The 19,083-nt window shown below is 55.8% G+C and carries 18 protein-coding genes; 15 read left to right on the top strand and 3 right to left on the bottom strand.

Annotation, left to right across the window (positions count from 1 at the left end; genetic code table 11):
* The first annotated feature begins 226 nt into the window (after positions 1-226).
* The 9 genes from udp to tatD all read left to right on the top strand — a co-directional run bounded on the left by udp (position 227) and on the right by tatD (position 8,137).
* The gene (udp, locus tag ACMWL8_RS21365; protein ID WP_003860792.1) at positions 227-988 is read left to right on the top strand and encodes a uridine phosphorylase; all 762 of its coding nucleotides are present in this window, start codon (positions 227-229) and stop codon (positions 986-988) included.
* 139 nt (positions 989-1,127) lie between these two features.
* Positions 1,128-2,585, top strand: a complete 1,458-nt coding sequence (gene rmuC / locus ACMWL8_RS21360; protein ID WP_045260980.1) for a DNA recombination protein RmuC — start codon at positions 1,128-1,130, stop codon at positions 2,583-2,585.
* Positions 2,586-2,651: 66 nt separating this feature from the next.
* Positions 2,652-3,407 (top strand): bifunctional demethylmenaquinone methyltransferase/2-methoxy-6-polyprenyl-1,4-benzoquinol methylase UbiE, encoded by a 756-nt coding sequence (gene ubiE, locus ACMWL8_RS21355; RefSeq protein WP_028014779.1) that lies wholly within the window; start codon positions 2,652-2,654, stop codon positions 3,405-3,407.
* 13 nt (positions 3,408-3,420) lie between these two features.
* Entirely contained in the window at positions 3,421-4,026 is a 606-nt protein-coding gene (ubiJ, locus tag ACMWL8_RS21350; RefSeq protein WP_045260979.1) for a ubiquinone biosynthesis protein UbiJ, read from the top strand.
* Entirely contained in the window at positions 4,023-5,663 is a 1,641-nt protein-coding gene (ubiB, locus tag ACMWL8_RS21345; protein WP_028014777.1) for a ubiquinone biosynthesis regulatory protein kinase UbiB, read from the top strand. The genes ubiJ and ubiB overlap by 4 nt, the downstream gene beginning before the upstream one ends.
* 76 nt (positions 5,664-5,739) lie before the next feature.
* On the top strand, positions 5,740-5,994 hold the full coding sequence (gene tatA / locus ACMWL8_RS21340; RefSeq protein WP_013099238.1) for a Sec-independent protein translocase subunit TatA: 255 nt from the start codon (positions 5,740-5,742) through the stop codon (positions 5,992-5,994).
* 3 nt (positions 5,995-5,997) lie between these two features.
* The gene (gene tatB / locus ACMWL8_RS21335; protein ID WP_045260978.1) at positions 5,998-6,540 is read left to right on the top strand and encodes a Sec-independent protein translocase protein TatB; all 543 of its coding nucleotides are present in this window, start codon (positions 5,998-6,000) and stop codon (positions 6,538-6,540) included.
* Between the two features lie 2 nt (positions 6,541-6,542).
* The gene (tatC, locus tag ACMWL8_RS21330; protein ID WP_028014775.1) at positions 6,543-7,313 is read left to right on the top strand and encodes a Sec-independent protein translocase subunit TatC; all 771 of its coding nucleotides are present in this window, start codon (positions 6,543-6,545) and stop codon (positions 7,311-7,313) included.
* A gap of 41 nt (positions 7,314-7,354) precedes the next feature.
* Positions 7,355-8,137, top strand: coding sequence for a 3'-5' ssDNA/RNA exonuclease TatD (tatD, locus tag ACMWL8_RS21325; RefSeq protein ID WP_028014774.1), 783 nt, complete (start codon positions 7,355-7,357; stop codon positions 8,135-8,137).
* On the opposite strand, the gene rfaH is transcribed toward tatD, so the two are convergent.
* Positions 8,134-8,625 (bottom strand): transcription/translation regulatory transformer protein RfaH, encoded by a 492-nt coding sequence (gene rfaH, locus ACMWL8_RS21320; protein ID WP_020882871.1) that lies wholly within the window; start codon positions 8,623-8,625, stop codon positions 8,134-8,136. The genes tatD and rfaH overlap by 4 nt on opposite strands.
* Positions 8,626-8,795: 170 nt before the next feature.
* Between rfaH and ubiD the strand changes: the two genes are divergently transcribed.
* Positions 8,796-10,289, top strand: coding sequence for a 4-hydroxy-3-polyprenylbenzoate decarboxylase (gene ubiD, locus ACMWL8_RS21315; protein WP_028014773.1), 1,494 nt, complete (start codon positions 8,796-8,798; stop codon positions 10,287-10,289).
* 42 nt (positions 10,290-10,331) lie between these two features.
* Complete coding sequence (fre, locus tag ACMWL8_RS21310; protein ID WP_028014772.1) at positions 10,332-11,033, top strand: NAD(P)H-flavin reductase; 702 nt, start codon at positions 10,332-10,334, stop codon at positions 11,031-11,033.
* Positions 11,034-11,215: 182 nt separating this feature from the next.
* Here the strand turns inward: fre and fadA are convergent, their stop codons facing one another.
* Positions 11,216-12,379, bottom strand: a complete 1,164-nt coding sequence (gene fadA / locus ACMWL8_RS21305) for an acetyl-CoA C-acyltransferase FadA (protein ID WP_008501515.1) — start codon at positions 12,377-12,379, stop codon at positions 11,216-11,218.
* Positions 12,380-12,388: 9 nt separating this feature from the next.
* Positions 12,389-14,578 (bottom strand): fatty acid oxidation complex subunit alpha FadB, encoded by a 2,190-nt coding sequence (fadB, locus tag ACMWL8_RS21300; protein WP_045260977.1) that lies wholly within the window; start codon positions 14,576-14,578, stop codon positions 12,389-12,391.
* Positions 14,579-14,768: 190 nt separating this feature from the next.
* On the opposite strand from fadB, the gene pepQ reads away from it, so the two are divergent.
* The 4 genes from pepQ to hemG are packed head-to-tail and all read left to right on the top strand — an operon-like array spanning position 14,769 to position 18,762.
* The gene (pepQ, locus tag ACMWL8_RS21295) at positions 14,769-16,100 is read left to right on the top strand and encodes a Xaa-Pro dipeptidase (RefSeq protein ID WP_045260976.1); all 1,332 of its coding nucleotides are present in this window, start codon (positions 14,769-14,771) and stop codon (positions 16,098-16,100) included.
* The gene (locus tag ACMWL8_RS21290) at positions 16,100-16,714 is read left to right on the top strand and encodes an IMPACT family protein (RefSeq protein WP_045260975.1); all 615 of its coding nucleotides are present in this window, start codon (positions 16,100-16,102) and stop codon (positions 16,712-16,714) included. Before pepQ ends, ACMWL8_RS21290 begins: the two co-directional genes overlap by 1 nt.
* A gap of 40 nt (positions 16,715-16,754) precedes the next feature.
* Positions 16,755-18,206 (top strand): Trk system potassium transporter TrkH, encoded by a 1,452-nt coding sequence (trkH, locus tag ACMWL8_RS21285; protein WP_013099227.1) that lies wholly within the window; start codon positions 16,755-16,757, stop codon positions 18,204-18,206.
* Positions 18,207-18,216: 10 nt separating this feature from the next.
* Positions 18,217-18,762, top strand: coding sequence for a menaquinone-dependent protoporphyrinogen IX dehydrogenase (gene hemG, locus ACMWL8_RS21280; protein ID WP_028014767.1), 546 nt, complete (start codon positions 18,217-18,219; stop codon positions 18,760-18,762).
* Positions 18,763-19,083 lie beyond the last annotated feature (321 nt).

Raw genomic sequence — 19,083 nt, 5'->3', positions numbered from 1 at the left:
AAGGTAAATATAGACACCAGGTTAACAACTCACAGTGCCTTAAACGGTCTATCTTTTGTGCAGCACCCGACGATATAACTTGTTAATGTGATGTGGATCACTTTTTGATGGAAATTCAATGCAATCATTTTCATTCATGGTGAGATGCGTCACGTAATTATGCTTACCGCTTCTGTAAAGTACCGTTTTACTTCTTCTGACTAACCGACCCACAGAGGAGTCACCTATGTCTAAGTCTGATGTTTTTCATCTCGGCCTCACTAAAAACGATTTACAAGGGGCTACGCTCGCTATCGTCCCTGGCGACCCAGAGCGTGTGGAAAAGATCGCCGCGCTGATGGATAAGCCGGTCAAGCTGGCTGCCCATCGTGAATTCACCACCTGGCGCGCAGAGCTGGATGGCAAAGCGGTGATTGTGTGCTCTACCGGTATCGGTGGCCCGTCTACCTCTATTGCCGTGGAAGAGCTGGCGCAGCTGGGCATTCGTACTTTCCTGCGTATCGGCACCACCGGCGCGATTCAGCCGCACATTAACGTGGGCGACGTGCTGGTGACGACCGCATCCGTGCGTCTGGACGGCGCAAGCCTGCACTTTGCACCGATGGAATTCCCGGCAGTGGCTGACTTCGAGTGCACCACCGCGCTGGTTGAAGCGGCGAAATCCGTGGGCGCAACCACTCACGTGGGCGTAACTGCCTCTTCTGATACCTTCTATCCGGGCCAGGAGCGTTACGACACCTTCTCAGGCCGCGTGGTGAGCCGCTTCAAAGGCTCAATGGAAGAGTGGCAGTCTATGGGCGTGATGAACTACGAGATGGAATCCGCAACGCTGCTGACCATGTGCGCAAGCCAGGGTCTGCGTGCCGGTATGGTGGCGGGCGTTATCGTCAACCGCACCCAGCAGGAGATCCCGAACGCCGAAACCATGAAGCAGACAGAAAGTCACGCGGTGAAAATCGTGGTTGAAGCGGCTCGCCGCCTGATCTAGTCCTCCTCTCTGAGATAAAAGGCCGACGCGTTCGGCCTTTATTTTTTGCGTAGCGCCTCGCAGGAAAACCCTTTCAAACTGGACGTTTATACAGCACAATCTTATTTTGTGCGGGTAATACGTTGATGCAGGGGGCATTGTGGATATCTCAATCCTTATTTATGCGGTAATTGCGCTGGCTGGCGTGGCGATAGGCTGGCTGATATCCAGCTATCAGCATGCACAGCAGAAGGCCGAGCAGTTGGCTGAACGCGAAGAGATCGTCGCCGATTTAAGCGCCGCAAAACAGCAGCTTGCCCTAAGCGACCACTGGCGCGACGAGTGTGAACTGCTCAATAACGAACTGCGTAACCTGCGTGATATCAACACCTCGCTGGAGGCCGATCTCCGCGAAGTGACTACCCGCCTTGAATCCACCCAGCTGCATGCCGAAGACAAAATCCGCCAGATGATCAACAGCGAGCAGCGCCTCAGCGAGCAGTTCGAGAATCTCGCCAACCGCATTTTCGAGCACAGCAACCGCCGCGTTGATGAGCAAAATCGCCAGAGCCTGAACAGCCTGCTGACGCCGCTGCGCGAACAGCTGGACGGCTTTCGCCGTCAGGTACAGGACAGCTTTGGTCAGGAAGCCCGCGAACGCCACACGCTGGCGCATGAGATCCGCAATCTTCAACAGCTGAATGCCCAGATGGCGCAGGAAGCGGTCAACCTGACGCGGGCGCTGAAAGGCGATAACAAAACCCAGGGTAACTGGGGGGAAGTGGTGCTCACCCGCGTGCTGGAGGCCTCTGGCCTGCGGGAAGGGTATGAATACGAAACGCAGGTGAGTATCGAAAACGATGCCCGCTCGCGAATGCAGCCGGATGTGATTGTGCGTCTGCCGCAGGGCAAAGATGTGGTCATTGACGCCAAAATGACGCTGGTGGCCTATGAGCGCTACTTCAACGCTGAAGACGACTATACGCGCGAATCGGCGCTGCAGGAGCACATTGCCTCCGTGCGTAACCATATTCGCCTGCTGGGTAGAAAGGATTATCAGCAACTGCCTGGGCTGCGCTCGCTGGACTACGTGCTGATGTTTATCCCGGTCGAACCCGCGTTTTTGCTGGCGCTCGACAGACAGCCCGAACTGATCACCGAAGCGCTGAAAAATAACATTATGCTGGTCAGCCCCACCACGCTGCTGGTGGCCTTACGCACCATTGCTAACCTGTGGCGCTACGAACACCAGAGCCGTAACGCGCAGCAGATTGCCGACCGCGCCAGCAAGCTGTACGACAAAATGCGCCTCTTCGTGGACGACATGACCTCCGTCGGGCAAAGCCTGGATCGTGCGCAGGATAACTACCGCCAGGCGATGAAAAAGCTCTCCTCCGGGCGTGGCAATCTGCTTGCGCAGGCTGAAGCATTCCGCAGCCTGGGAGTGGAGGTTAAACGCGAGATTAATCCGGAATTGGTCGAACAGGCCACAGCGCAGGACGAAGAGTTCCGACTGCGTGAGGGCGGGGATGAACAAAATACCCCCAACCAGGACAACGATTTAGCGGCGGATTTATCGCCAGACGAGCAGCCAGCGCGTTTCTTTCGCGGTGGTTGAATCGTAGGGCAATTGCGCCCAATCTGTTACACTTCACGAACATTTGACTGATTAGCAGGCTCTGAGATGGTTGACGATTCACAAGACACGACGCACTTTGGCTTTCAGACTGTAGCCAAAGCGCAGAAAGCTGACATGGTGGCCCACGTATTTCATTCCGTGGCGGCGAAGTACGATGTGATGAATGACTTGATGTCGTTCGGCATTCATCGCTTGTGGAAGCGCTTCACCATCGACTGCAGCGGTGTGCGTCGTGGACAAACGGTTCTCGATCTGGCTGGCGGTACGGGCGATCTGACGGCGAAATTCTCCCGTCTGGTGGGCGAAACCGGTCGCGTTGTATTGGCTGATATTAATGACTCCATGCTTAAAATGGGACGCGAAAAGCTGCGTAACATCGGCGTGGTGGGTAACGTGGAATACGTGCAGGCCAACGCCGAAGCGCTGCCGTTCCCGGACAATACTTTTGACTGCATCACGATTTCCTTCGGTCTGCGTAACGTCACTGATAAAGAAAAAGCGCTGCGCTCCATGTACCGCGTGCTGAAGCCGGGTGGACGCCTGCTGGTGCTCGAGTTCTCTAAACCGATTATCGACCCGCTGAGCAAAGCCTACGACGCATATTCCTTCCACGTGCTGCCGCGTATTGGCGAACTGGTGGCAAACGACGCGGAAAGCTATCGCTATCTGGCGGAATCAATTCGCATGCATCCGGATCAGGACACCTTAAAAGCCATGATGCAGGATGCGGAATTTGAGAACGTTGAGTACTTCAACATGACGGCGGGTGTCGTCGCGCTGCATCGCGGTTACAAATTCTGAGTGGAGGTGTCCCGTGCCCTTTAAACCCTTAGTCACCGCAGGCATCGAGAATGTGCTGAATGCCTTCCTGTATCGCGCTCCGGCGCTGAAAGCCGCACGTCAGCGGCTAAACGGGAAGGTACTGCGCATTGTGTTAAAAGAGTTCTCGACGCCGCTCGTGCTGGTTTTCAGCGAACGTCAGCTTGACGTTCTGGGTGAGTGGGAAGGTGAAGCTGATTGCTCGGTCATTACCCATATGAGCGTGCTGCCAAAACTGCGCGATCGCCAGCAATTAACGGCGCTTATCCGCAGCGGTGAGCTGGAAGTGGAAGGCGACATCCAGGTCGTGCAGAACTTCGTTGCGCTCAGCGATCTGGCTGAGTTTGACCCGGCAGAGCTGCTGGCGCCTTTTATTGGCGACATCGCCGCTGAAGGGATCGGGAAAGTTATTCATGGCGGCACGGCGTTCCTGCGCAAAAATCTGCAACGCCAACAGCGTTATGCCGCAGAAGTGCTGACCGAAGAGTGGCGCATGGCGCCCGGGCCGCTGGAAGTGGCGTGGTTCGCAGAAGAGACGGCCGCGGTTGAACGTGCGGTTGATGCCCTAAGCAAACGGCTGGAAAGACTGGAGGGCAAATGACGCCTGGTGAAATTCGGCGCCTCTATTTTATCATCCACACCTTTTTGAGTTACGGGCTCGACGAGCTCATCCCCAAAATGCGTATCACGCTGCCGCTCAGGATCTGGCGGCGGACGCTGTTCTGGATGCCAAATCGCCATAAAGGTCAGCCGCTGGGTGAACGCCTGCGTCTGGCGCTGCAGGAGCTCGGCCCGGTATGGATTAAGTTCGGACAGATGCTCTCAACTCGCCGCGATCTCTTCCCGCCGCACATTGCCGATGAACTGGCGATGCTGCAGGACCGTGTCGCCCCGTTTGACGGGGTGAGAGCGAAGAAACAGATCGAGGAGGCGATGGGTAACCTTCCCGTTGAAACCTGGTTTGACGATTTCGAAATAGAACCGCTGGCGTCGGCTTCTATCGCTCAGGTGCACACTGCGCGTCTGAAAGAGAACGGTAAAGAGGTGGTGATCAAGGTGATCCGCCCGGATATCCTGCCGATTATCAAAGCCGACATGAAGCTAATTTATCGTCTGGCGCGCTGGGTTCCGCGTCTGCTGCCGGACGGCCGTCGACTGCGCCCGATGGAAGTGGTGCGGGAATATGAAAAAACGCTGATTGATGAGCTTAATCTGCTGCGTGAATCGGCAAACGCCATTCAGCTGCGCCGCAATTTTGAAAACAGCCCGATGCTCTACGTGCCTGAAGTCTATTCTGACTATTGCAGCCAGAACATGATGGTCATGGAGCGCATCTACGGTATTCCGGTTTCGGATGTGGTGGCCCTGGAGAAGCAGGGAACGAACATGAAGCTGCTGGCCGAACGTGGCGTGCAGGTCTTCTTTACCCAGGTATTCCGCGACAGTTTTTTCCATGCGGACATGCATCCGGGCAATATCTTCGTGAGCTATGAGCATCCTGAGGATCCGAAATACATCGGTATCGACTGCGGAATTGTGGGCTCGCTGAATAAAGAAGATAAACGTTATCTGGCTGAGAACTTCATCGCCTTCTTCAACCGCGACTACCGTAAGGTGGCCGAGCTGCATGTGGATTCCGGCTGGGTTCCGCCAGACACCAACGTCGAAGAGTTCGAGTTTGCTATCCGTACCGTTTGCGAACCGATTTTTGAAAAACCGCTGGCAGAGATCTCTTTTGGACACGTGCTGTTAAACCTGTTCAATACGGCCCGCCGCTTTAATATGGAAGTTCAGCCACAGTTAGTTTTACTTCAGAAAACATTACTTTACGTTGAGGGTGTAGGTCGACAACTCTATCCTCAGTTAGACTTGTGGAAGACGGCTAAACCTTTCCTGGAATCCTGGATTAAGGATCAGGTTGGCCTTCCAGCGCTGGTGCGTTCGCTGAAAGAGAAAGGACCGTTCTGGATCGAAAAAATGCCTGAAATTCCTGAACTGGTTTACGACAGTTTGCGTCAGAGCAAGAATCTTCAGCACAGCATGGATAAAATCGCCCGCGAGCTTCAGTCCAGCCGTGTGCGCCAGGGACAGTCACGCTACCTCTTTGGCATTGGCGCAACGCTGCTGCTGAGCGGTACGCTGCTGCTGATCAACCGTCCTGACTGGCAGATGATGCCCGCCTGGCTGATGGCTGGCGGGGTTGTTGTCTGGCTTGCAGGATGGAGAAAAACGCGCTGAGTTTGCATCGCCATCGACAGGTCGCATACGTATAATGCGACCTGACCAATTAATCATCTATCCCTGAGGAATATGTATGGGTGGTATCAGTATCTGGCAATTAGTTATTATTGCCGTCATCGTCGTGCTGCTGTTTGGCACCAAAAAGCTCGGTTCTATTGGTTCCGATCTGGGCGCGTCTATCAAAGGCTTCAAGAAAGCGATGAGCGATGATGAGAGCAAGCAGGATAAAACCAGCCAGGACGCTGACTTTACTGCTAAATCCATCTCCGATAAGCAAGAAGATGCCAAAAAGGAAGACGCTAAACGCCACGATAAAGAGCAGGTGTAAGTCGTGTTCGACATTGGTTTTAGTGAGCTGCTGCTGGTCTTTGTGATTGGTCTGATCGTACTGGGGCCGCAGCGTCTGCCGGTAGCGGTGAAAACCGTCGTGGGCTGGGTTCGAGCGCTAAGATCGCTGGCTTCGACCGTTCAGAACGAGCTGGCGCAGGAACTTAAGCTGCAGGAATTTCAGGAAAGCCTGAAAAAGGTTGAGAAGGCGAGCATGGATAACCTGACGCCGGAACTGAAAGCCTCAATGGATGAGCTGCGCGAAGCGGCGGAATCCATGAAGCGCTCTTACAGCGTTAACGATCCTGAAAAAGCGAGCGATGAAGCGAACACTATTCATAACCCGGTGGTGAAGGACAGCGAAGCGCAGCGTGAGGGCGTGACGCCAGCGAGTGCGGAGCACCAGGCCGCAGCGCCTGAACAAACGCCGCAGGCAACTGAACTGAAAAAACAGGCGCAGCCGGAAGAGCCGGTGGTAAAAGCGGCTGAAGCGAAACCCGCCGCGCCCGTTTCCGAATCATCCCCCTCGTCGAGTGATAAAGCGTAACCATGGCAGTAGATGATACTCAACCGCTTATTACGCACCTGATTGAGCTGCGTAAGCGCCTGTTAAACTGCATTATTGCGGTATTCCTCATATTCCTGTGCCTGGTCTATTTCGCCAACGATATTTATCAGGTGGTTTCTGCGCCGCTGATCAAGCAGATGCCGCTGGGGGCAACGATGATTGCAACAGACGTTGCATCACCGTTTTTCACCCCGATTAAGCTCACCTTCTGGGTGTCGTTGATTGCGTCTGCACCCGTCATCCTTTATCAGGTATGGGCATTTGTGGCGCCAGCACTGTACAGGCACGAACGTAAACTGGTGATCCCGCTGCTGGTCTCCAGTTCGCTGCTGTTCTATATCGGCATGGCGTTTGCCTACTTCGTTGTCTTCCCGCTGGCCTTTGGCTTCCTGACGCATACCGCGCCGGAAGGGGTTCAGGTATCGACGGATATCGCTAGCTACCTCAGCTTTGTGATGGCGCTGTTTATGGCGTTCGGTGTGGCGTTTGAAGTGCCGGTGGCAATTGTGCTGCTCTGCTGGGTTGGGGTAACCACCCCTGATGACCTGCGTAAGAAGCGTCCCTATATTCTGGTGGGTGCCTTCGTAGTCGGCATGCTGCTGACGCCGCCGGACGTCTTCTCACAAACGCTGCTGGCAATACCGATGTACTGCCTGTTTGAGGTTGGCGTATTCTTCTCGCGTTTCTACGTGGGAAAAGGACGCCGGTCGGACGATGAAGACGATGCGTCCGAAAAGACCACTGAAGAGTAAAACCAGCCGCCCGTCAGGGCGGTTGTTCTATGGGGAATCGCATGTTTGATATCGGACTCAACCTGACCAGCTCGCAGTTTGCGAAAGATCGTGACGAGGTGGTTGCGCGGGCTTTTGAGGCTGGCGTAAAAGGGCTGCTCCTGACCGGGACCAACCTGCATGAGAGCGAGCAGGCGCTGCTGTTGGCGCAACGCTATCAACACTGCTGGTCAACCGCAGGCGTCCACCCTCATGACAGCAGCCAGTGGACGGCGGAGAGCGCAGAAACCCTGCGCACGCTGGCAAAAACGGCAGAGGTGGTGGCTATTGGCGAGTGCGGGCTCGATTTTAACCGCAACTTCTCCACGCCTGAAGAACAGGAAAAGGCGTTCACTGCCCAGCTTGCGCTGGCGGCAGAGCTTGAAATGCCCGTCTTTATGCACTGTCGCGACGCGCATGAACGTTTTCTCGCACTGCTGGACCCGTGGCTGGATAAACTGCCCGGCGCAGTGCTCCACTGCTTCACCGGGTCTCGCCAGGAAGCGCTGGATTGCCTGAACCGCGGTTTGTATCTGGGGATCACCGGTTGGGTGTGTGATGAGCGCCGCGGGCTTGAGCTTCGCGAGCTGCTGCCGATAATCCCGGCAGACCGTTTGCTACTTGAAACCGATGCGCCATACCTGCTGCCGCGAGATATGAAGCCCAAACCGGCATCGCGGCGAAACGAGCCCGCCTTGCTGGGGCACATTGTTGAGCGCGTAGCGCACTGGCGCGGAGAGGATCCGCACTGGCTTTCCGCGCAGACGGATGACAACGTGCGTCGCCTGTTCGGGATAAACGTTTAAACTTTGCGGAAGTCGGTGTTTTTCACGCTCTGCAGCACCTGCTTGTTCAGCAGATTGAGCAACAGCATGGAGCGCGCTTCACCGTCCGGCTCGGCGAAAATCGCCTGCAGGCCTTCGAATGCGCCTTCGGTAATGACGACGCTATCGCCCGCGTAAGGGGTTTCCGGGTCGGTGATCCCTTCAGGCTGTTGATAAACAGACAGCTGATGAATGACGGTCGACGGAACGGTTGCCGGGTGGGCACCAAAACGAACGAAGTGGCTGACGCCGCGCGTTGCGCTGATGGTAGTGGTGTGGATCACCTCGGGGTCGAACTCCACGAACAGATAGTTCGGGAATAAAGGCTCACTAACGGTTGTGCGCTTCCCGCGCTGCATTTTTTCAAGCGTGATCACGGGTGTCAGACAATTTACAGACTGACGTTCAAGATGTTCCTGCGCGCGCTGAAGTTGCCCGCGTTTGCAATACAGTAAATACCAGGCCTGCATAATCACTCTTTCCCTTAGTTCGGGGCGCAAGCATATCAAAACCCTGGAGGGATCGCTAAGTTGATTATAATGGGGGAAATTCGAACACAGCGGATAAGTTCACGCTAATTTAACAAAATTACAGCATCAAGCAGGCTTACGCCGTATAATGAAGCGCTTACAGAGAGGCCATGACTAACTGCATGAAATACCACGATCTCCGCGACTTCCTGACGCTGCTGGAAAAGCAGGGTGAACTGAAACGCATTACACTTCCTGTTGATCCTTATCTGGAAATGACAGAAATTGCTGACCGCACCCTGCGTGCCGGTGGCCCTGCATTACTGTTTGAAAATCCAAAAGGTTACTCAATGCCGGTGCTGTGCAACCTGTTTGGCACCCCGCGTCGTGTCGCGCTGGGAATGGGGCAGGAAGACGTTACCGCGCTGCGTGAAGTGGGGAAACTGCTGGCATTTCTGAAAGAGCCTGAGCCACCGAAAGGTTTCCGCGATCTGTTCGATAAGCTGCCGCAGTTTAAGCAGGTGTTGAACATGCCCACCAAACGCCTGCGCGGCGCGCCGTGTCAGCAGAAAGTGCTGGAAGGCGATGCGGTGGATCTCACCAAAATCCCTATCATGCAGTGCTGGCCTGAAGATGCTGCGCCGCTGATCACCTGGGGCCTCACCGTGACGCGCGGACCGCATAAAGAGCGGCAAAACCTCGGTATTTATCGCCAGCAGCTGATTGGCAAGAATAAGCTCATCATGCGCTGGCTGTCGCACCGCGGCGGCGCGCTGGATTTCCAGGAGTGGTGTGCTGCACATCCGGGTGAACGGTTCCCGGTGTCTGTCGCGTTAGGTGCCGATCCGGCCACCATTCTGGGGGCGGTCACGCCCGTACCGGATACGCTCTCTGAATATGCGTTTGCTGGCCTGCTGCGCGGGACTAAAACCGAGGTCGTGAAGTGTATCTCCAACGATCTCGAAGTGCCGGCCAGCGCCGAAATTGTGCTGGAAGGTTACATTGAGCAGGGTGAAATGGCGCCAGAAGGCCCATACGGCGACCATACCGGCTATTACAACGAAGTGGATAACTTCCCGGTGTTTACCGTCACGCATGTTACTCAACGTGAAGATGCGATTTATCACTCCACCTATACTGGCCGCCCACCGGATGAACCGGCGGTGCTCGGCGTGGCGCTGAACGAAGTATTTGTGCCGATCCTGCAAAAGCAGTTCCCTGAAATCGTTGATTTTTATCTGCCGCCTGAAGGATGCTCGTATCGCATGGCGGTGGTCACGATGAAGAAGCAGTATCCCGGACATGCTAAACGCGTGATGATGGGCGTATGGTCTTTCCTGCGCCAGTTTATGTATACCAAATTTGTTATTGTCTGCGATGATGACGTTAACGCCCGTGACTGGAACGACGTTATCTGGGCGATAACCACGCGAATGGATCCTGCGCGTGATACGGTGTTAGTCGAAAATACGCCGATAGATTATCTGGATTTTGCCTCGCCGGTTTCCGGTCTTGGCTCAAAGATGGGACTGGATGCCACAAATAAATGGCCTGGCGAAACCGACCGTGAATGGGGTCGCCCGATCAAAAAAGATCCTGCTGTGACCGCGCGAATTGACGCGATCTGGGACGAACTGGCCATAATGAATAACGGTAAACCCTGAGCTGACCGTTAAGCCCTATAGACTTCCCGACAGAGAGAGCGAATGACAACCTTAAGCTGTAAAGTGACGTCGGTAGATGCTATTACCGACACCGTATATCGCGTCCGTTTGGTTCCTGAAGCGGCATTCTCATTCCGTGCCGGCCAGTACCTGATGGTGGTGATGGATGAGCGTGATAAGCGTCCTTTCTCTATGGCCTCTACGCCAGCAGAGCAGGAATTTATTGAGCTGCATATTGGTGCGTCTGAGCTTAACCTGTACGCGATGGCCGTGATGGACCGCATCCTGAAAGAGCGTGAGATTGTGGTCGACATTCCTCACGGCGACGCGTGGTTGCGTGATGACGAAGACCGTCCGCTGATTCTGATCGCGGGCGGTACGGGCTTCTCCTATGTGCGCTCTATTCTGTTGACCGCGCTGGCGCGTAATCCAGACCGTGACATCACCATCTACTGGGGCGGCCGTGAAGAGAAGCACCTGTACGACCTGTCTGAACTTGAAGCGCTGAGCGTTAACCATCCTAACCTGCGCATTGAGCCAGTGGTCGAGCAGCCGGAAGAGGGCTGGCGTGGACGTAGCGGGACGGTGCTGACGGCGGTACTGCAGGATCACGGCACGCTGGCGGGACATGATATCTACATTGCAGGCCGTTTTGAGATGGCGAAAATTGCCCGCGACCTGTTCTGTAACGAACGCGATGCGCGTGAAGATCGCCTGTTTGGCGATGCGTTTGCCTTCATTTAAATAAAAAACCCGCCCCTGACAGGCGGGAAGAACGGCAACTAAACTGTCTCTCTTCGCCAATGACGCCATAACTGCGTTGGCTGCGCTCGGTCACCCGAATCACTTACTAATGTAAGCTCATCGGGATTCGCTCGCTTGCCGCCTTGTTCTGACGTCATTGGCTTTGAGATACTTTTCCTTACTTACACTCTCTCAAACACCGTCGCGATACCCTGACCCAGGCCGATACACATCGTTGCCAGACCAAACTGGGCATCTTTGCGTTCCATCAGGTTAATCAGCGTCGTGCTGATACGCGCCCCGGAACAGCCCAGCGGGTGACCGAGGGCGATCGCGCCGCCGTTGAGGTTAATCTTCTCGTCGATCTGCTCCATCAGCCCCAGATCTTTAATGCACGGCAGGATCTGCGCGGCAAACGCTTCGTTCATCTCGAACAGATCGATATCGCTGGCAGTTAAGCCCGCTTTTTTCAGCGCCAGCTTCGAGGCCGGAACCGGGCCGTAACCCATGATTGAAGGATCGCAGCCCACCACCGCCATCGAACGCACGCGAGCGCGTGGCGTCAGGCCCAATTCGCGGGCGCGGCTTTCGCTCATCACCAGCATCGCGGCGGCACCGTCGGACAGCGCCGACGACGTCCCTGCCGTTACCGTACCGGTGACCGGATCAAATGCCGGACGCAGGGTAGAAAGCGCTTCGACCGTCGTTTCCGGACGAATGACTTCGTCGTAGCTGAACTGCTTCAGTACGCCGTCTGCATCGTGGCCCCCGGTCGGGATGATCTCATTCTTGAAGGCACCGGACTGCGTGGCGGCCCAGGCGCGGGCGTGAGAGCGCGCGGCAAAAGCATCCTGCATTTCACGACTGATGCCGTGCAGGCGGGAGAGCATCTCGGCGGTCAGGCCCATCATGCCTGCGGCTTTCGCCACGTTGCGGCTCATGCCCGGATGGAAATCGACCCCGTGGCTCATCGGCACGTGTCCCATGTGTTCAACGCCGCCGACCAGACAGGCCTGCGCATCGCCGGTCATGATCATGCGCGCCGCGTCGTGCAGGGCCTGCATCGACGAACCGCACAGGCGGTTGACGGTGACCGCCGGAACCGAATGCGGGATCTCCGCCAGCAGCGACGCGTTGCGGGCGATGTTGAAGCCCTGCTCCAGCGTTTGCTGCACGCAGCCCCAGTAGATATCGTCGAGCGCTGCTGGGTCCAGCGCCGGGTTACGCGCCAGCAGGCTACGCATCAGGTGCGCGGAGAGATCTTCCGCTCGCACGTTACGGAACGCACCGCCTTTTGAACGGCCCATCGGGGTGCGAATCGCATCAACAATGACAACCTTTTCCATTGTGACTCCTTAAGCCGTTTTCAGCGCGCCAACCGGACGGGCTGGCTCAACTGCTGGATAGTAGGGTTCGTTATGGCGCGCTTTGTTACGCAGCCCTTCCGGCACTTCATAAAGCGGGCCGAGGTGCTGATACTGCTGCGCCATATCGAGATAGCGGGCGCTGCCGAGCGTATCCAGCCAGCGGAACGCGCCGCCGTGGAACGGAGGGAAGCCCAGGCCATATACCAACGCCATATCCGCTTCTGCCGGGCTGGCGATAATGCCTTCTTCCAGGCAACGGACCACTTCGTTGATCATCGGAATCATCATGCGGGCAATAATTTCGTCGTCGGTGAAGTCGCGTTTCGGCTGGCATACGTCGGCCAGCAGGCCATCCACCGCCGCATCTTCTTCTTTCTTCGGTTTGCCTTTGCTGTCTTCTTTATAACGCCAGAAGCCCAGGCCGTTTTTCTGTCCGAAGCGGTTGGCGTCAAAGAGGGCGTCAATGGCATCGCGATAATCTTTCTGCATGCGCTGCGGGAAGCCCGCCGCCATGACGGCCTGCGCGTGGTGGGCGGTATCAATGCCGACGACGTCCAGCAGATACGCCGGGCCCATCGGCCAGCCGAACTGTTTTTCCATTACTTTGTCGATTTTGCGGAAGTCCGCGCCGTCGCGCAGCAGCTGGCTGAAGCCGGCGAAGTACGGGAACAGCACGCGGTTCACAAAGAAACCTGGGCAGTCATTAACGACGATCGGCGTTTTACCCATCTTGCTTGCCCACGCCACGACTTTAGCGATGGTTTCGTCAGAGGTTTTTTCTCCACGGATCACTTCGACCAGTGGCATACGGTGTACCGGGTTGAAGAAATGCATTCCGCAGAAGTTTTCCGGACGCTTCAGCACGCTCGCCAGTTCGCTGATGGGGATGGTGGAGGTGTTTGAGGCCAGGACGGCGTCCGGGCGAACCTTGTCTTCCGTTTCCGCCAGCACCGCTTTTTTGACTTTCGGGTTCTCAACGACCGCTTCAACCACCACGTCCACACGGTCAAAACCGCTGTATTCCAGCACAGGCTGGATGGTTGAGATCACGCCTGCGAGCTTCAGCCCGTCAATTTTTCCGCGCTCAAGCTGTTTATTCAGCAGCTTGGCGGCTTCGGTCATGCCCAGCGTCAGAGATTTCTCGTTGATGTCTTTCATCACTACCGGCACGCCTTTCCAGGCCGACTGGTAAGCGATGCCGCCGCCCATAATACCGGCGCCGAGTACCGCCGCGTGTTTTGGCGTCTCAACGTTTTTGGTCAGCTGTTTGGCTTTGCCCTTTACGAACTGATCGTTGAGGAAGATGCCAACCAGCGCGCGGGCTTCATTGGTGTGCGCCAGCGGAACAAAGCTCTGGTTTTCCAGCTTCAGGGCTTCGTCGCGGCCAAAGCGGGCTGCCGCTTCAATGGTTTTCACCGCCGTGATTGGCGCCGGGTAGTGTTTACCCGCCGTCTGCATCACCATGCCTTTGGCGATGGTGAAGCTCATGGTGGCTTCAATCTTGCTGAGCTTTAACGGCTCCAGCTTCGGCTGACGTTTGGCCTTCCAGTCGAGGTCGCCGTTAATCGCCTGACGCAGAATAGCGAGTGCACCTTCAACCAGCTTCTCTGGTTTCACGACGCCGTCGACCAGACCGATTTTCTGCGCCTGTTCTGCACCCACGTCTTTACCAGCGGCAATGATTTCCAGGGCGCTGTCGGCGCCCAGCATGCGGGGCATACGCACGGAACCGCCAAAGCCCGGCATGATGCCCAGCTTGGTTTCCGGCAGGCCGATACGCAGGTCCGGCGTCGCCAGACGGTAGTCGGTCGCCAGCACGCACTCGCAGCCGCCGCCCAGCGCGTAGCCGTTCACGGCAGAGATCGTTGGAACAGGCAGATCTTCCAGACGATTAAAGACGCTATTGGCAAAGTGCAGCCACTGGCTCAGCTGTTCTTCAGGAACCTGGAACAGCGAGAGGAATTCGGTGATATCGGCACCGACAATAAAGGCCGCTTTGTTAGAACGCAGCAGCAGCCCTTTTAATTCAGATTGCTTTTCAAGTACTTCCAGCGCCTGGCCAAGACTGGCCACCGTCGCGGTATCAAGCTTATTCACTGAGCCGGGGGCATCGAACACCAGTTCGGCAATGCCATCTTCCAGCCAGTTGAGGTACAGGGTGTCGCCTTTGTAAAGCATGTCAGTCTCCTGAATCCAGCAAGTGGATCTGGTCATACCAGATGAGACGGAGTGTGGAATTTATGTTAATAAAATGCAAATTACTCATTAAGAAATTGCTGCATTGATCACGGTCGGTGGAAATCACGCAGCCGGAGTGAGGTGTGCTAAGATGCGATGACTTGAGGTCAAAAATACGAAAGGAAGAATGATGGACTCACTGGCTTCGCTTTATAAAAATCATATCGTTACCCTACAGGAACGTACCCGCGATGTACTGGCACGCTTCAAGCTGGATGCTCTTCTGATCCACTCCGGCGAGCTGATGAATACTTTTCTTGATGACCACGCCTATCCGTTTAAGGTTAACCCGCAGTTTAAAGCCTGGGTGCCGGTGACACAGGTTCCGAATTGCTGGCTGCTGGTGGACGGCGTGAACAAGCCGAAACTGTGGTTCTACCTGCCGGTTGATTACTGGCACAACGTCGAACCGCTGCCGACCTCTTTCTGGACGGAAGAAATTGAGGTGATCGCCCTGCCAAAAGCGGACGGCATTGGCAGCCAGCTGCCAGCGGCGCGCGGCAACATCGGCTACATTGGCCCTGTACCTGAACGTGCGCTCGGTCTGGATATTCCGGCAGACAAACTCAACCCGAAAGGGGTGCTGGATTACCTCCACTATTACCGCGCGTATAAAACCGACTACGAACTTTACTGCATGCGTGAAGCGCAAAAAACGGCGGTGAATGGCCACCGCGCCGCGCACGAAGCGTTCCAGTCAGGCATGAGCGAGTTCGATATCAACCAGGCGTATCTCACCGCCACCGGTCATCGCGATACCGACGTGCCGTACAGCAACATTGTCGCGCTCAACGAGCACGCGTCCGTCCTGCACTACACCAAACTGGATCACCTGGTTCCGTCGGAAATGCGCAGCTTCCTGCTGGACGCAGGGGCCGAGTACAACGGCTACGCGGCCGATCTGACCCGCACATGGGCGGCGAATGCGGACACCGAGTTCGCACAGCTGATTAAGGACGTGAACGATGAACAGCTGGCGCTGATTGGCACCATGAAGGCCGGAACCAGCTACGTGGATTACCACATCCAGTTCCATCAGCGCATTGCTAAATTGCTGCGTAAGCATCAGCTTGTGAAAGACATGAGCGAAGAGGCGATGGTCGAGAACGACCTGACTGGACCATTCATGCCGCACGGTATCGGCCACCCGCTGGGCCTGCAGGTTCACGACGTTGCGGGCTTCATGCAGGATGATACCGGCACGCACCTGGCGGCACCGTCTAAATATCCTTACCTGCGCTGCACCCGTATTCTTGAGCCGCGCATGGTATTGACCATCGAGCCGGGGATCTACTTTATTGAATCCCTGCTGGCGCCGTGGCGTGAAGGGCAGTTCAGCAAGCACTTCAACTGGGAAAAAATCGACGCGCTGAAACCGTTTGGCGGCATTCGTATCGAAGATAACGTGGTGGTTCACGAGAACGGTATCGAGAATATGACGCGAGACCTGAAGCTGGCCTGATGGAAAGCTGGCTGATACCGGCTGAACCGGTCACCTTTGTTGAGGAAATCAAGAAAAGCCGCTTTATTACGCTGCTTGCGCACACCGACGGCGTAGAGGCGGCGAAAGTGTTTGTCGAGTCCGTTCGCGCGGAGCACCCTGACGCACGTCACCACTGCGTGGCGTGGGTGGCAGGGCCACCGGACGATTCGCAACAGCTCGGTTTTTCCGACGACGGTGAACCGGCGGGCACAGCCGGTAAACCCATGCTCTCCCAGCTGATGGGTAGCGGCGTGGGTGAAATTACCGCCGTGGTGGTGCGCTACTACGGCGGCATCCTGTTGGGCACGGGCGGGCTGGTTAAAGCGTATGGCGGTGGAGTGCAGCAGGCACTGAATATCCTGACGACCACCCGCAAAACGCCGCTCACCGAATATACTTTATTGTGCGATTACGCTCAGCTATCGGGCATTGAAACACTGCTCAAACAATTTAACGGCGTGATTGCGCACAGTGATTACCAGGCAATGGTGCAATTACGCGTGGCGCTTCCTCAGGCAGAACTGGCTGCTTTTTCAGCAAAGCTGGCTGATTTCAGTCGCGGTTCGTTGCAATTGCTGCCGATTGAAGAATAATCCCCACCTCACTTTTTGAATACCAAAGGAAGCGGCAGAGATGCATTTTCGTGCCATAACCCGAATCGTTGGACTGCTGGTCATACTCTTTTCGGGGACGATGATTCTCCCTGGACTGGTGGCGCTTATCTACCGGGACGGCGCGGGGCGGGCTTTTACCCAGACCTTCTTTGTCGCGCTGGCGATCGGCTCGCTGCTGTGGTGGCCGAACCGTCGTCAGAAAGGTGAGCTGAAATCTCGCGAAGGCTTTCTGATTGTGGTCCTGTTCTGGACGGTGCTGGGAAGCGTCGGTTCGCTGCCTTTTATCTTCTCTGAGCAGCCTAACCTCAGCATCACGGATGCCTTTTTTGAATCGTTTTCTGGTTTAACGACCACCGGTGCGACGACGCTGGTGGGGCTGGATTCGTTACCCCACGCTATTCTCTTTTATCGCCAGATGCTGCAGTGGTTCGGGGGGATGGGGATTATCGTCCTGGCGGTGGCCATCCTGCCGATTCTGGGCGTCGGGGGGATGCAGCTGTACAGGGCTGAAATGCCGGGGCCGCTGAAAGACAACAAGATGCGTCCGCGTATTGCCGAGACGGCGAAAACCCTGTGGCTGATTTATGTTCTGCTGACGGTAGCCTGCGCGCTGGCGCTGTGGTTTGCCGGGATGCCTGCCTTCGATGCTATCGGGCACAGCTTCGCGACGATTGCCATTGGCGGGTTCTCCACTCACGATGCCAGCGTGGGCTACTTCGACAGCCCAACGATTAACACCATCATTGCGATTTTCCTGCTGATCTCCGGCTGTAACTACGGCCTGCACTTCTCTTTACTGAGCGGACGTAGCCTGAAGGTGTACTGGCGCGATCCTGAGTTCCGCATGTTCATTGGCGTCCAGCTTACCCTGGTCGTCATCTGCACCCTGGTGCTGTGGTTCCATGATGTTTACAACTCGGCGCTGACCACGCTCAATCAGGCGTTTTTCCAGGTGGTGTCGATGGCTACGACCGCCGGGTTTACCACGGACAGCATCGCGCGCTGGCCGCTGTTCCTGCCGGTACTTCTTCTGTGCTCCGCGTTTATCGGCGGCTGTGCGGGGTCGACGGGCGGTGGTCTGAAGGTGATTCGTATTCTGCTGCTGTTCAAACAGGGGAACCGTGAGCTGAAGCGCCTGGTCCACCCGAATGCGGTCTACAGCATTAAGCTGGGGAACCGCGCGCTGCCGGAACGTATCCTCGAAGCGGTGTGGGGGTTCTTCTCGGCGTATGCGCTGGTCTTTATCGTCAGCATGCTGGCTATCATCGCGACGGGAGTGGATGATTTCTCCGCCTTTGCGTCCGTCGTCGCAACACTGAACAACCTCGGGCCTGGCCTGGGGGTTGTGGCGGATAACTTTGCCAGCATGAACCCGGTTGCGAAATGGATCCTTATTGCCAATATGCTGTTTGGTCGCCTTGAGGTCTTTACGCTGCTGGTACTGTTTACCCCAACATTCTGGCGCGAATAAGGAGCCGTTGATGAAAACACTGATTCTTTTCTCTACGCGAGACGGACAAACGCGTGAGATTGCCGCGTATCTGGCGTCGGAATTAAAAGAGCTGGGCATTTACTCGGATGTGGTGAACCTGAATCGCGCGGAGGAGATTGCCTGGCAGGAGTACGATCGCGTGGTGATTGGCGCCTCCATTCGTTACGGACACTTCCATCCGGCGCTGGATCGCTTTGTGAAAAAGCATACGGCGGTACTCAACACATTGCCGGGCGCGTTTTACTCGGTCAATCTGGTTGCCCGTAAAGCTGAGAAGCGTACGCCGCAGACCAACAGCTACACGCGCAAGTTTTTGCTCGGCTCGCCGTGGCAGCCAGACCTGTGCGCCGTCTTTGCCGGTGCGCTACGCTATCCTCGCTACCGCTGGTATGACCGCTTCATGATCCGCCTGATAATGAAGATGACGGGTGGCGAAACCGATACGCGTAAAGAAGTGGTTTATACCGACTGGTCGCAGGTGGCCAGTTTTGCGCGGGAAATTGCCCATTTAGCGGGCGATTCGCGACTTAAATAAGCGTTAAGTTTGAAAAGTGAGCGAACGAAAAGTTTTTTGTATTTTGTGCTTGTCACTTCAGAATAACTCCCTATAATGCGCCTCCACTGACACGGAACAACGGCACACACGCCGCCGGGTCAGCAGAGAAAAGCAAAATAAACGCTTGACTCTGAAGCGGGAAAGCGTAATATGCACACCCCGCGCCGCAGCGAAAACGTAGCGGCACTGCTCTTTAACAATTTATCAGACAATCTGTGTGGGCACTCAAAGTGACATGGATTCTTAACGTCGCAAGACGAAAAATGAATACCAAGTCTCTGAGTGAACATACGTAATTCA

It is taken from the genome of Enterobacter sp. 04-C-12-SI-ECC, from assembly GCF_047530715.1.
GTDB lineage: Bacteria > Pseudomonadota > Gammaproteobacteria > Enterobacterales > Enterobacteriaceae > Enterobacter > Enterobacter bugandensis.
This window is presented reverse-complemented; position numbering and strand designations above follow the sequence as displayed.

What these genes read in the sequence shown, in the direction of transcription:
- ubiE (WP_028014779.1), top strand. Translation starts at nt 2,652, where the DNA reads ATGGTTGACGATTCACAAGACACGACGCACTTTGGCTTTCAGACTGTA.
- fadB (WP_045260977.1), bottom strand. Translation starts at nt 14,578, where the DNA reads ATGCTTTACAAAGGCGACACCCTGTACCTCAACTGGCTGGAAGATGGC.
- fadA (WP_008501515.1), bottom strand. Translation starts at nt 12,379, where the DNA reads ATGGAAAAGGTTGTCATTGTTGATGCGATTCGCACCCCGATGGGCCGT.
- tatC (WP_028014775.1), top strand. Translation starts at nt 6,543, where the DNA reads ATGGCAGTAGATGATACTCAACCGCTTATTACGCACCTGATTGAGCTG.
- ubiD (WP_028014773.1), top strand. Translation starts at nt 8,796, where the DNA reads ATGACTAACTGCATGAAATACCACGATCTCCGCGACTTCCTGACGCTG.
- ubiB (WP_028014777.1), top strand. Translation starts at nt 4,023, where the DNA reads ATGACGCCTGGTGAAATTCGGCGCCTCTATTTTATCATCCACACCTTT.
- tatD (WP_028014774.1), top strand. Translation starts at nt 7,355, where the DNA reads ATGTTTGATATCGGACTCAACCTGACCAGCTCGCAGTTTGCGAAAGAT.
- tatA (WP_013099238.1), top strand. Translation starts at nt 5,740, where the DNA reads ATGGGTGGTATCAGTATCTGGCAATTAGTTATTATTGCCGTCATCGTC.
- udp (WP_003860792.1), top strand. Translation starts at nt 227, where the DNA reads ATGTCTAAGTCTGATGTTTTTCATCTCGGCCTCACTAAAAACGATTTA.
- rfaH (WP_020882871.1), bottom strand. Translation starts at nt 8,625, where the DNA reads ATGCAGGCCTGGTATTTACTGTATTGCAAACGCGGGCAACTTCAGCGC.
- fre (WP_028014772.1), top strand. Translation starts at nt 10,332, where the DNA reads ATGACAACCTTAAGCTGTAAAGTGACGTCGGTAGATGCTATTACCGAC.
- trkH (WP_013099227.1), top strand. Translation starts at nt 16,755, where the DNA reads ATGCATTTTCGTGCCATAACCCGAATCGTTGGACTGCTGGTCATACTC.
- ACMWL8_RS21290 (WP_045260975.1), top strand. Translation starts at nt 16,100, where the DNA reads ATGGAAAGCTGGCTGATACCGGCTGAACCGGTCACCTTTGTTGAGGAA.
- pepQ (WP_045260976.1), top strand. Translation starts at nt 14,769, where the DNA reads ATGGACTCACTGGCTTCGCTTTATAAAAATCATATCGTTACCCTACAG.
- hemG (WP_028014767.1), top strand. Translation starts at nt 18,217, where the DNA reads ATGAAAACACTGATTCTTTTCTCTACGCGAGACGGACAAACGCGTGAG.